At 52.5% G+C, this 13,044-nt stretch carries 10 protein-coding genes; 3 read left to right on the top strand and 7 right to left on the bottom strand.

From position 1 onward, the window contains the following. Positions 1-102: 102 nt before the first annotated feature. The 7 genes from G437_RS0100810 to G437_RS0100780 form a co-directional block, all read right to left on the bottom strand. Entirely contained in the window at positions 103-1,461 is a 1,359-nt protein-coding gene (locus G437_RS0100810; RefSeq protein ID WP_024330705.1) for an MFS transporter, read from the bottom strand. 81 nt (positions 1,462-1,542) lie between these two features. Beyond that, positions 1,543-2,316 (bottom strand): glucosamine-6-phosphate deaminase, encoded by a 774-nt coding sequence (locus G437_RS0100805; protein ID WP_024330704.1) that lies wholly within the window; start codon positions 2,314-2,316, stop codon positions 1,543-1,545. 11 nt (positions 2,317-2,327) lie between these two features. Further along, the gene (locus G437_RS0100800) at positions 2,328-3,008 is read right to left on the bottom strand and encodes an N-acetylmannosamine-6-phosphate 2-epimerase (protein WP_024330703.1); all 681 of its coding nucleotides are present in this window, start codon (positions 3,006-3,008) and stop codon (positions 2,328-2,330) included. Next, positions 2,992-3,933 (bottom strand): ROK family protein, encoded by a 942-nt coding sequence (locus G437_RS0100795; protein ID WP_024330702.1) that lies wholly within the window; start codon positions 3,931-3,933, stop codon positions 2,992-2,994. Before G437_RS0100795 ends, G437_RS0100800 begins: the two co-directional genes overlap by 17 nt. Beyond that, the gene (locus G437_RS0100790; RefSeq protein ID WP_024330701.1) at positions 3,926-4,846 is read right to left on the bottom strand and encodes a dihydrodipicolinate synthase family protein; all 921 of its coding nucleotides are present in this window, start codon (positions 4,844-4,846) and stop codon (positions 3,926-3,928) included. The genes G437_RS0100795 and G437_RS0100790 overlap by 8 nt, the downstream gene beginning before the upstream one ends. Continuing rightward, the gene (locus tag G437_RS0100785) at positions 4,843-5,742 is read right to left on the bottom strand and encodes a DUF4862 family protein (protein WP_024330700.1); all 900 of its coding nucleotides are present in this window, start codon (positions 5,740-5,742) and stop codon (positions 4,843-4,845) included. Before G437_RS0100785 ends, G437_RS0100790 begins: the two co-directional genes overlap by 4 nt. Next, complete coding sequence (locus tag G437_RS0100780) at positions 5,742-7,223, bottom strand: MFS transporter (RefSeq protein WP_024330699.1); 1,482 nt, start codon at positions 7,221-7,223, stop codon at positions 5,742-5,744. Before G437_RS0100780 ends, G437_RS0100785 begins: the two co-directional genes overlap by 1 nt. Before the next feature lie 233 nt (positions 7,224-7,456). Between G437_RS0100780 and G437_RS0100775 the strand changes: the two genes are divergently transcribed. From G437_RS0100775 to G437_RS0100765, 3 genes are all read left to right on the top strand, one after another. Then, positions 7,457-9,901, top strand: a complete 2,445-nt coding sequence (locus tag G437_RS0100775) for a sialidase family protein (protein WP_233186738.1) — start codon at positions 7,457-7,459, stop codon at positions 9,899-9,901. A 33-nt stretch (positions 9,902-9,934) separates the two neighbouring features. Then, a complete protein-coding gene (locus G437_RS0100770) occupies positions 9,935-12,169 on the top strand; it encodes an exo-alpha-sialidase (protein WP_425273934.1) in 2,235 nt (744 codons plus the stop codon). A 98-nt stretch (positions 12,170-12,267) separates the two neighbouring features. After that, positions 12,268-13,035, top strand: a complete 768-nt coding sequence (locus tag G437_RS0100765; protein ID WP_024330696.1) for a FadR/GntR family transcriptional regulator — start codon at positions 12,268-12,270, stop codon at positions 13,033-13,035. The last annotated feature ends 9 nt before the right edge of the window (positions 13,036-13,044 follow it).

Here is a 13,044-nt window from a genome sequence, read left to right as displayed (position 1 = left end):
GCCGGGATGAGTTGTCTGGCAGGGGCAGGAACGGCGGTCGTAAAGGTAGTAGAGAGGGTTGCCCTGCCCCTGCCGAGGGCGACGCGATCCGGGTGCTGAATGCTAATCCAGTGCCACACCGGCGGTTTCGCGTGCCCGGGTGAACAAATATCCGCCCACGAATAGCAGGATGCCGAATAGTAGGAAGGGAACGAACACAATCTGGGGGGTTAGTTCGTTGGAGCCAATCATCCATCCCACCAGGTAGGGGCCTATGATTTTGGCGGTGGCGCCGATGCCGTAGGTCATGCCCACCCCTGTGGAGCGCACAGCGGCGGGGAACTGTTCGGCGCCGAATGCGTTCAGGAATCCGAAGGAACCGTCTCCGAAGGCCATGGCTAGTAGGATCCCGCCGAAGAAGATCATGCCGGCGGTGTGTGTGCTGACAGCTCCAGAACTGGCAGCTTTCGCAGAGAATGCGGCAACTAGGCAGCCGGCTCCTCCCAGCCACCCCCAGATGAGCAGTGTCCGTCGCCGCCCAATCTTATCCGACATCCATGCGCCGGCCAGTCTGCCTGCCAGGTCCACTGCTGACACGCCCATGAACATGTAGACGACGGTGCCGGTGTCGAAGTTGAAGGACTCCCCCAGTAGGGTTTGGCCCCAAGACTGGATGGTGAAGCAGCCCAGCAGGAAGCAGAATGACGCAGCCGCAATCACTACTAGTTCGCGGGGGTATTTGCGTACGATCAACGCATAGGAGGTTTTCTGGTTCCCAGCCCGCACTTCCACTGTTCCCACCTGGTCGCGGGGGATCTGCATTGCCCACGCGTAGGCGTCGCGGGCGGCTTTGAAATCCCCTTTTGTTGCCAGAAAACGGGGGGATTCCGGCACGGAGTACCCCCATACCAAGATAATTATTGGCGCGCAGCCGAGGGCAATCAGTCCCTTCCAGCCGAAGGGCTCAGCAAATAGTTTTGTGGCTAGGGATCCCAGGAATAGTCCCAGTGGGATGAATACTGAGGTAAGTCCCGAAAGTAGGCCGCGTTGGCGGACGGGAACGAATTCTTGTACGAACGGCAGCGAGGTAATGTTGAGCCCGCCCACGCCAACGCAGACGCCTACGCGGTAGAGGCTGAGCAGGTGCCATTGGCCGGGTTGGATGGTGAGCGTTGCTGCGGTGAATGCGACCATTACGACTATGCACCACATGAAGGCGTGCCGGCGGCCGAAGTGGTCGGCCATGCGCCCCCACACTAGCGATCCGAGGACGGTGCCCACCCCCGAGGATGCTGCAATGATGCCGGCCTGCAGCCCGGTCAGGTCCCAACCGGGTGTTTTCATTAGCAATGCTATGACGAAGCCGATCAAAAAAAGGTCGAAGAATTCGCAAATGTTGCCCGCGATGGTTAGACCAATTAGCGATTTTTGGTTGCGCGTCAGTGGGCTAGAGTCGATTTGCTCAGCTGCGGTTGTTGTCACTCTTCAATAATGTCCCCCGTCAGGCGGTATTTGCCTGGCGGGGGAGGTAAATGCGCGGAAGGTCACCGCCTCGGCCTCTGACTAGTTTTGGTCGGCCACCCAGGCTTTCTTGTAGTCGGCTTTGCGTTCTAGCTTGGCGGCGGCGTTGTTGTTCAGGAACACGATGACATTCGGGTGCTTTTGCAGGATGGATGCAGGGCAGTCTTCGCTTATTTCGCCCTCTACGAGGGCGCGAACCGCTTCAGCCTTGGCCGGCCCGGTAGCGAGTAACACAATAGTGCGTGCGTCCATGATTGTGCCCAGCCCTTGTGTAACACAGTGGGTGGGAACGGAGCTTGGCTCGTCGCCGAAAAAGCGGGCGTTGTCGGCACGTGTCTGTTCGGTTAGCGTGCCGGAATGAGTGCGCGAGTTGAAAGATTCGCCAGGTTCGTTAAACCCTATGTGCCCGTTCGCCCCAACTCCTAGTATTTGAATATCAACGCCACCGGCGGCAGCTATTTCCTTTTCGTAGGCTTCGGCTGCCTGCTCGGGATCTCCGCCTTTTGCTAGGGGAGTGTGCAGAGCGTTTTCGCTCAGGCCAGTCTTGTCGTCGCCAACTAGTTCGTAGCGGAGCACGTTTCGGTAGCGCTGCGGATCGTCGGAACCGATTTCTACGTATTCGTCTAGGGCAAAGGCCTGCGAATCAGACAGATCGAATTCGCCTCTGTGGTGGGCGGCGCGCAAACGCAAGTACAAAGGCAAGGGGGTAGAGCCGGTGGCAACCCCCAAGTTGCCGCCCTTTGGGAAGTTTTCGATGATGAACTTTGCGGCCGCGTCACACGCGTCCAAAGCGGTGTTGAATATGCCTATGCGCATCGTTGCTCCTTTTATTCTGCGTTTTTTATAGCCTGGCTGAACCAGCTGGTGATAGTCGTTGGATGTGTTATTGCCGTCCCCACTACGGCTGCCCAAGCACCTTTTTTCATCACAGCACTTGCCTGCGCCGGGGTGTGAACTCGTCCCTCGCAAATGATGGGGATGTTTGGAAACTCCCCAACCATTTGGGCGAGGAGATCCATATCTGGCCCATCAGTCTTAATGCGTTCACCAGTGTATCCCGCAAGTGTGGTCGACAGCACGTCGGTTTCGCACTCTGCTGCTTGGCGTGCGTCGTCAATTGATCCGCAATCAGCCATTACGAGTATTCCTTCGTCGTGTAGAGCTGAAACAGTTTGCGCGTATGTGCGTCCGTCAGGCCTGGGGCGCCTGGTTGCGTCGAGTGCCACTATATCGGCACCAGCCGTGGAGCAGGCGCGTGCGTGCCTAAGGGTTGGGGTGATGAACACTCCGTCATGGCCTTCTTTCCAGATCCCTAATACTGGAATTTCTACGCGCCCTTTTATAGCTGAAATATCTGCTAAGCCCTGGCAGCGTATTCCAACAGCGCCGCCCTGTTCGGCAGCCCGTGCAATCTGCGCCATCGTTTCCGGGTTACGCATAGGTTCGCCCGGATAGGCTTGGACGCTAACAATGAGTCCTCCGCGAAGGGATTCAATTACCTTGTTCATTTGTTTCTTCCAATTTCGAATCGGCCCAGGAAGCTGCGCCTAGGAGTGGGGCAGTAGAGCCGAGTTCTCCTTTCAATAGTGGAATGCTGCGCAGCGGCGGTAGTGCGGTCTTGGAATAGCCAGCCTTAACTTGTGTTAGCCACTTGCTCCCACTTTTAGTTACCGAGCCTGACAAGATCACTGCGTGGGGATCAAAACAGTTGCACAATCCACCCAGGACTTGCCCTAGTGCGTAGGCTGTTTCTTCTAGTATCTTTTGTGCGTATTTTTCCCCTTGAGCTGCGCGGGTAGAGATCTCTTTTCCGCTAAAAACTTCTGAAATTTCTGGGGGGCGCTTGTTGTTATAAAAACGAACCTGGCCACTACCGGAGGCCACCGTTTCGATGTGGCTAAATCCACCGCAAGAGCATTCCAGTCCCCTGGCTAACGGGTGAACTACATGACCAACATGGCCGGAAGCGAAGTGTGCTCCTTGTAGTAAGCGTCCGTCTTGTACGAAGGCTCCCCCCATGCCCGTGCCTACAGCAACCGACAGGATGGATCTGTAATTTTTCCCGACGCCCCATTTGGCTTCGCCGAGTGCGTGGGCATGCACGTCATTTAGGGCGAAGGTGGGTAGTGCATACTCGTTCTGAAAATAGTTTTTTAGGTTCGTTCCCGCCCAATTTTTGATTAGATCAGTGGCGGATGTGATAGTTCCACTGTCTGTATCTACGATCCCTGCGGTAGATATACCGATCGCTTCTGCCCGTCCATTTTCCAGAATCTTAGACAGCTGCTGGGCGGCAGCGGCGCATACTGCGCCGCTGCCCTCCCGAGCCGGAGTGGGAAGGTCCGGTATGCGAGTGATATTCCCAGTCCTGGTGCAAATAAGACCGGCGCCAATCTTTGTGCCGCCTATGTCTATTGCGGCTATGTTAGTCACTTAGCATCCCTGTTTTTACTAACACATTTCGAATACGCTGTACGTTCTCGCCTTCAAGCGCTGCCACGGGCTCAGGCATCATGTTTGAATCGTACACGCCGAGTAATTTCATGGCAGTCTTGAAGGCTCCAACTCCTGCCCCAAAACCAGAAACGTTTTGTACTACCGAGGTAATGCGCATTAGTGCCGACAGGTGGTTTTGAGTGGTGCGAACGGTATCCCAATCGCCCGCCTGATAAGCCTGCCACTGCTTTACATAGCTAACTGGATCCACGTTCGCCAGACCTGGTACCGACCCATCTGCACCGGCCATGTAGGCGCCGTCGACAACTACTTCTTGGCCTGTAAATAAGGCAAGTGGGTGGCCGGCTTCCTCATTGTCGTCAGCAAGGAAGCGGAAAGCCACGTCATCTCCAGAGGAATCCTTTACGCCAGCGATCACGCCGTCCTTGCCGAGTTTTAGAAGAAGGGCACCCGGCAACTTCACGTGTACGCATACCGGAATGTCGTAGGCGAAGATTGGCAACGACGTTGCTTCATGAATAACGCGAAAATGTCGTTCAATCTCGGGTAGACCTCCCAGCGCATAGAATGGTGCGGTGGCCACGATCGCGTCGTAACCGAGCTCTTCTGCTACCTTTGCGTGCTCTATAACGCGTAGCGTCTCAGTGTCGATGCATCCAGCTAGAAGTGGGACTCTGTCGCCAACAATTTCCTTGGCGGCTCTTAGAATCTCTTCGCGACGTGCGTCAGTAGAGAAGGCGACTTCACCGGACGATCCCAGTATGAAAAGTCCATTTACTCCTGCTTCAATCATCCTATCTATGGAACGTTTGAAACTAGTTTTGTCCAGCTCGCCCGACTCGGTAAGAGGAGTTACGACTGGTGGTATAACACCTTTAAACTTGCTCACTTTTCAATTCCTTTAGTTGAATCGTAAATATTTCTTAGCATTTGCACGCGCTCCAAGAGGGGCGCCGTTTTAGGTACGCAGATTTTTGCGCCAATATATTCGGCGGACTCTGCTGCCTGCGAACAGCGTTCGATCTGATTCGAAGTTAGTAGAGAACTAGGCTCGTAGGCGGAAGTAGGTAGATGCCCGTCTATCCAGGAATACCCATACTGGGTGGGTTCTGGGCCGGCTCCGGAGAAGATGAGTCCAGCTAGTACACCGTTCTTAGCGCATTCTTGAATGTGGTCATAGGCGGTGTCTGCTGAGCGGCCTTCAACTGCTGACCGTCCCCAATTTATGTGGATTCTTACGCCAAGCTCACGCGCTATATTGATTTCTTGGCCTATGGAGAGAAATCCTTTTTCGGGTTTTTGGGATGGGACAAACTTGTCGCAGTGCTCGATAACTAGTTTTGCCCCGCCCCAGTCCTGTTTGAGTAGCTGTTCTAGAGACTTGCAGAAGGAAGTAGCGTTCGCCAGCTTTGTGGGAGCAGAATGTAGCTGGATATAGCTAATTGAGCTCCTACCTGACTCAGTGTTTAGCTCAATGACGGAATTCCTGATCTCATCGCAAAAGCCAAGCGCGGCCTCTCTACCAGTTTCGTCAGGGGAGGCAAGCCCAAACTTAGGATCTTTCCAAACATTTTGCATGGTGCCAGGGATTGCAGTAATTGTATTGGCACTCCAGTCTTTAGACAGTACTCTGGCAAAATCTCGTGCGTTGTTTTTGATGACGCCCGGAAAAGGTATCTCGATCCCGTCAATCCATTTTTCTTGGTGTAGGAGTTGATAGTAGTCGTCTTGCCTGCCTTCTTCTGGTAAAGATGCGTAGGCTCCTACCACGAATAGTTGGGACATTATTTGCCTTCCTTGATTACCTCGTCGTCGCCATCTTCAATGCGAACTGCTTCGGGGGCCACGGCCTTCTGAAGGAGACGAGGAATATTAGCGCCGATCGAAATCATGACTACTGCTGCAAAACCTGCAGAGAGAATAGCTAGTGCCATGCCAAGCGAGACTTTTGCCGCCACTGCGGCGCCCAGTACCGGGCCAACTGCTCCACCAAGTGCGCCTACGTTGTAGCAGAAACCGAGTCCAGCTGCTCGCTTGTCTACTGGGAAATAGCTCGACACCCACTTGGGCAAAAGCCCGGAGATACCCTGGCCAAACATCTGTTGGAAGAATAGAAGTGCGGCAACGAGTATTACGTACTTGCCATTTTGCATAAACAATGGGAAAACGATTAGCTGCGAGAGCAGAAGCGAGATGGCATACCAGCGACGCATGCCGAAACGGTCACCTGCAAAGCCCGCAATAATGTAGCCGCAGGCATTGCCCAGCCCAGCGAACGAGACAACATTTGCAACAAGTTGCTGATCCATACCCACGCCTTGTAAGTAGGTAGGCAGAAGGCCTTGGATAGGCCAGGTGTACATAAAGGAAGCAAAGATCGTGAGCATGATTGCAACGCCTGTGATCCAGCGGTTTTTGTTGAACTGAACAATGAAGTAGATGAAGATGATTGCGCAGATTGCTCCCAATATCGCAGTCACCGCTACGCCGGAGGTAATTGAAGTAAAGATTAACAATAGAGCTACGGAAGCGACAACTACCGCAAGGTAGTTAAGAGCTTTTTTGTTTCCGCCAAAAAGCACTGCGAGCATGTCGTTATTTTGAACATGGCCCTTCGACTTGGCCTCTTCCCAATCTGATGCTTCAGGCAAAGATTTGCGCATGTAGATGGCGATCACGATGGGCACCACCCCAGTCAGGAATAGGGCTCTCCATCCCCATCCGGGGTGAATCGAGTCAACCCAGGTGACGAAGTATTTGTCTACTTGAGCTGCTGCAATGACGCCAAATGCGTAGCCGGACAGCAAGAATCCGGAAGCCTTGTTGCGCATATGGACGGGCCAGGACTCGATTACATAGGTAGCCGAAGAGGAATACTCTCCTGCCATTGCGAAGCCAATTACCAACCGCAGAATGAACAGTACCCAGAAGTTTGGAGCTATGGCACAAGCAATAGAGCCGAAGGCAAACATGAAAATAGAAAGAACCATCGCTGGTTTTCGGCCGTAGCGATCGCCGACGGCGCCTAGGACTAGTCCGCCAATCCAGCGACTGATAAATGCAGCAGAAATTAGCGACGCACCTTGTACGAGCGTGAGGTCGAAAGCCTTGATAATTGCTGGAAGGGCGAAAGAAATCAATACAAAGTCGTACCCATCGAGAAGTACGCCGAGCCAGGCAGCGAAAAATGCTTTCCAGTCTTCTTTCCCCAAGTATTCCCACCAGGATTTATTGCGCGTAGGTGACGCGACACCTTTGTTACTCATTTGGGAATGACTCCTTATATTCGTCTTTGAACAGGTGTAGCCAACAGATCAGTTGTCTTACAAGTAAGTTATAGCAGCGGTTTTCCGTCTTTGCAAGAGGGGTTGGAGTTCTCTAGGTCAAACTGTATCTGCAGTTGGAAGGCGTATTTTTAGGTTGCTTGCCATGAGCTAGAGTGTCGGCTAGCATGTCGATTAGATGTCAGACAACTGATGCTACAAGGTGGTAGTGAAACATGGACCTAGTTACCGCAGCTAGAATACCTAGATCTAAAAGAGCGCTGCTGGGGTCGTTCTTAGCAACGTCGATGGCCGCGGTCGGTATCATCTGCGTGGCGGACGCCGATGCGAGTGAGGAGGGCGGGTCGTCGCGACCGTTAATTGAAATGTCTGAGCCCTACGCTCAGCACGCGCAGGGGGACGGACTAGATTTATCGCGATATGCCAAAAAGCTCACCTCGTTAGACGTGGGAACTATAGCGGTCAGATTTAAAACGACTCAAAAATCTCCTTCTGCAGCACTACTCAGTGCCTCCTACACGAAAGATCCCTCCACGAATCTGACGTTGTCAGTGCGGAACGGGCATATTTATTGGGAAGTGAGGGATCAAAAATCGGCCCCTGGAGGTTGGCTCGCAAAGGCAGATGCAGAAGATGCCGGCTCCGTGAGTGATGGGGTGGAGCATACAGCTGCAATTACCGTTTCTAACGACAACACCCGCATTTATCTGGACGGACAGCAGGTGTTTAGCACTGCTGCGAGAGCATTTTTCTCCTCGCTAAACCGCATTGATTCTCTACGGCTTGGAGCGAATTACGACAATTCGGGAAGGCAATGGGGTTTCGATGGGCAAATCAGTAAGGTTAGCATTTACGGTTCTCCACTATCTGCGCAGCAGATCAAGGCCATTACTGGATATCCACAACCAGTTTTTTCTACAGATAAGAGCGCGCCGATTCCATCTGCGGTACGCCGTACGGCTGACAACCAAAAACTTACTTTGCTCTACACAGTAGAAAGTAAGGGGACGGGGAATAACGAACTGCGGTTGCGTCGAGGACAGGCTGATGTGCAGATACTATCTTTGGGGGGCTCTCTGGTTTTTAGCCAAGGAGGGCAAAAGCTTGAAGTGCCGCTGAACAAAGGCCTCAAACCTGGTGACACCATCGCTGTGGCGATAGATAGTGATGAGATAGGGCTATACCTAAACGGCTCTTACCTAACTTCTCGGAAAATGCCCGCGCGCTCCCTGGCGTCTATAGATAATTATGCTGGTGAGGGGGCCAGGCTGCGAGTGTATGAGGGAAGGCTAAACACGGCGCAAATTCAATCACTTTCCTCATATCAAAATCCCGGAGAAATAGCACTATTCGACCTCGGTTATGAGGGCGCAGCCAGCTATAGGATTCCTGCAATAATTAGGACTCAAAGTGGAACGTTAATTGCTAGCGCGGATCAGCGGGTGCCCAATGCCTACGACAGCCCAAATGACATTAACTTAGTAGTGCGCAGGTCGTCTGATAACGGCAAGACCTGGAAGCCGCTGCAGAAACTCGTCGACTTGCCTGGGGAGGGCAAAAAAGCGGCGTCGGTAATAGACTCTTCGCTCGTGCAAGATCGGAAGAGTGGAAGAATAACTTTGCTCGTAGATCTATATCCAGGGGGAGTAGGTCAGCCGAATAATGGTCCCGGTACTGGAATGGGTGAAGATGGCTCCTTACTTCTAAGGGACGGCGCTAACGGTACCTTCAAATATAAAGCGGGCAGGGTGCTGGACTCCCAGGGGAGAGCGACAGACTATTCTATTGATGCGTTGGGGAATGTGCGCAAGAAGGGTCGTGAACTGAACTCGATATATGACCCAGCTGAAAAATCTAAAGTTACTGTAGAGGGCCTGTTCATGGTGCCGACAGCCTATCTCGTTGAAATGCATTCTGACGACGATGGAGTTACCTGGACTACTCCTCGCCATATTAACAATCAGGTCAAAGCGGACTGGATGAAATTCATTGGGACCAGCCCAGGATCAGCAATGCAGGTCAGGGGAGGTAAATATGACGGACGCTTGATCGTGCCCATATACTACTCAAATTCCGTTGCAACGGTTTACTCTAGTGCGGTCGTTTATTCCGACGATGGAGGGGAAAATTGGCGCAGATCTAAATCGCCAAACGATGGAAGACATTTTAAATCTACAACCATTGATTCAAAGACAGTGCACGACCGAACTGCATCCTTGCACGAGTCTGCCGTTGTACAAACTGGCGAAAATGAGCTGACAATGTATATGCGCAACCTCAATCCGGGACGGAAAATTGCCGTTTCGCGTTCCCAAGACGGTGGGGTTAGCTGGAGTGAACCCGAGTTCAAAGACGAAACTCCCGATATATTCAGTTTGCCCGCGGCGCGGAGTATGTCACACGGATATGAAAGCGTGTTATTCGCAAACGCATCCGCAGCGCAGCCGTACAGAGGTAAAGGGGTGCTTAGAGTATCCCTAGATGGTGGGGCGAGTTGGCACTCGTCCAGGACATTCCAAGCAGGGCACTACGTATATCAATCTATGGCGATGCTGCCTAACGGCAATATTGGGCTGCTCTGGGAACGTGAATGGCAAGGTATTTACTACACGGAAATTCCTGCCGAGTGGGTAACTGAATATCCAGTAAGAAGCTTTTAAAAGGACCTTTTTCTACTTGAAGGGTAAATGATAATGAATGCAAATGGACAAAGCTGGACGACTAATTTTCGGGCGAATATAGACGGAAAAATCGCACGTGTATTCGGCAGCGACAGTGGCTGGGAACTTTCAATAGCGAATGGCAGTCTGCTACTGCTGGGCAGCAACAGCGATGCAGAAATTCGCCTCGATATGGAAGATACTTTCAAGGTATCTGACAACCAGTGGCATGCGCTGGGGATTTCCTCCACAGCTGCGGGGGCGAAGATCTACTTAGATGGGTACCAGTGCTTTTCTGCAACTGCTGATCTTAGGCCGGCAGCTTGCGGGGAGTCGAGCGTCTTTGAATGGTCCCCTACCACCGGCGTGGAGCTAGCTGAACAATCGGTTTTCGACAGGGAGCTTACGCCTATGGAATTTCTTGCGAAATCGGTTGCGCCAGAACCGTTAATTGAGTTCGCTGCATCGCATTTGTCGGATTATGACGCCGCCCAAGTAGGGCAGTTGCGCTCGGGCTCGATTTTTCTAAGGTATCGAGTAAGGGGTCCCGGTCAGCACGGTACCCTGCTTGCTGCAGCTGCAGGGGGGCAAGAAAAACTAAATATCAGCCTCACTGAACGAGGCATTGACTACCGAGTTCTTGGGAAGGGCAACGTATGGCGGCATTTCGTTGCCGAAGGTAGTTGGGACCAAGGGCATTGGCACGATGTTGTTCTTCGAGTCGGCCACGGCGCAGTCCAGATTTACGTGGACGGATATATGGAAGCTCATCTTCCGGGGCAAGCCTTTTTCGATAGCTTTGACGGCTGCGACGAGGTGGTTATCGGACAGGATATCTATGGATCCAGGCTCTTCGGAGAGGTTCGCAACGCAGCGATCTATTCGTCGGTGCTGAACGACGCACAGATCAAGAAGCTATCTACAGTGCCGCCTGTGGATACCCAATGTCTGTTCGACTACGGCTTCGAAAATTCAATTAGCTATCGCATTCCGTCGCTACTGACTACAGCGTCGGGTGTGGTTATTGCGGGAGCTGACCAGCGCGAAACGATAGCTAACGATTCCCCTAATTCGATCAACTTCGTTATTCGCCGGTCTTTCGATGGTGGAAAAACTTGGGGAGATTTGCAGCCAGTCCTAAGCTACCCGGGCCATGGAGCAAGCGGTGCCTCCGTAATCGATTCCTGTGTAGTTCAAGATCAGAAAACTGGGCGCATAATAGTCCTCATAGATCATTTCCCGGGCGGTATGGGGCAACCAAACGCTGAAGCCCAGATTGGCGTAGACCCAAACGGGAACTACATCCTCCACGATAGTGAAGGAAATGAGTATGCCTGGAACTCCGATGGAACAGTTGTGGACGAAAATGGTGAACTTGCGCCGTATTCGATTTCCGAAGATGGAACAGTAACTGTTGTGCAGGGCGGCAAGGAGTCTTACGGTGGCAACGTATTTTTGAAGGACGGGGAAGATCCCGCCCAGACATTACTCACGGCACGCACCTGCTTCCTCCAAATGATTTACTCAGATGACGATGGGGAAACCTGGTCTAAGCCAGTAAATCTGAATCATCAGGTTAAGAAAGAGTGGATGTCGTTCTTGGGTACTGCCCCCGGAACTGGAATCCAACTTGCCAATTCGAATTATGCTGGCAGGCTAGTTATGCCCGTCTATTACAACGGAGAAAATAAGACCAATTTCTCTGCAACCGTTGTTTATTCCGATGACGGAGGCGAGTCATGGAAATTAGCGAAGTCGCCAAACGATGGCCGCATATTCGAAGGTAGGCAAATAGACTCTCGAACTTTGGATACCGAAGCCGCAGCCACCCACGAAGCCACGGTGATAGAGCGCCAAGATGGGACTGTCCTAATGCTTATGCGTAACCAACATCCTAGCGGCAAGGTAGCAGCCGTCGAGAGTGTGGACGGGGGCGAAACGTGGGGCGAGGTATGTTTCGTCTCGCAAATCCCTGAGATTTTTTGCCAGCCAAATGCTGTCGCGTGGCCTACGGGCGAACACCCTGAAAGAGTAGTGTTCGCGAATGCTTCCCAACTGCGCCCATATAGAGGTCGGGGAGTTCTGCGGAGGTCCGACGACGGCGGACACACGTGGGATGTAGCCCGAACATTTAATCCGGCCCACTACGTCTATCAATGCATGGCAATTATGCCAGACGGAGAACTTGGGCTTCTTTGGGAGCGAGAAATGCAGGGGCTTTACTTCACAAAAATCCCCCATTGCTGGTTCGACTCTGTGAATGCGTAGGCAGGTAAAATGTGGCACGGATCTGTTGTCTTATGACTGCGGAGACGTGCCACAACTGTCATAATTGAGTGGGAAACCCTGCAGGTAGGAAAGTGGTAATGAAAAAAACGTCAGATATCTTGTCGTCACTTCCGCCTACTCTCACGGGCTACGAGAAAACTAAACTCGAACAGAAGTTTGCCTCTCGCGCTGACTCTACAGTGGAAGCGGTTGAGCAGTACATAATTTCTGAGCATCTCAATCCAGGGGATCCTTTGCCTACCGAGGCGGAACTTTGCAAACTCCTGGGCGTCTCTCGGTCCTCTGTCCGCGAAGCCATGAGGCAGCTACAGGCGCTCGACATTGTTGCAACCAAGCAGGGCAAAGGTGCGTTTGTCTCAAACATGTCACTGTCTCCGTTGGTAAACACTCTCGTCCTGCGGTCGTCTATGGGAAACGGCTCCCTGGGAACTCTCGACGAAGTGGTGGCCATGCGAAAGTATCTCGACATCGGGGTAGGCCACGAACTGGTAGAAAAGCGCGACCAAACAGATCCCGAAAAGATCGAAGAGCTGCAAGATCTGGTTAAACAAATGATTTCCAAGTCTGCAACTGGCCACTCATACATACAAGAGGACATAGCTTTTCATAGGGGACTAATTTCTATCCTTCAAAATCAGCTATTAGACGAGATGATGAGCGCCATGTGGCTGATTCACATGGCCGTGGTGCCGTCCCTTCCGGCCGACCCCGCAGGGTTAATTTTGACCGCCAAAGCCCATGGGGCGATGTTAAAAGCAGTCGAGGACGGGGACATTCACGCATACTACTGCGCAGTCGAAGACCACTACGAGCCTCTAAAGGCCCGCATGAACGCCGCCCAATAGCGGCTTTCG

It is taken from the genome of Winkia neuii subsp. neuii DSM 8576, from assembly GCF_000420405.1.
Lineage (GTDB): Bacteria > Actinomycetota > Actinomycetes > Actinomycetales > Actinomycetaceae > Winkia > Winkia neuii.
The sequence above is the reverse complement of the archived record's forward strand: the minus strand, read 5'-3'. Positions and strand labels throughout refer to the sequence as shown.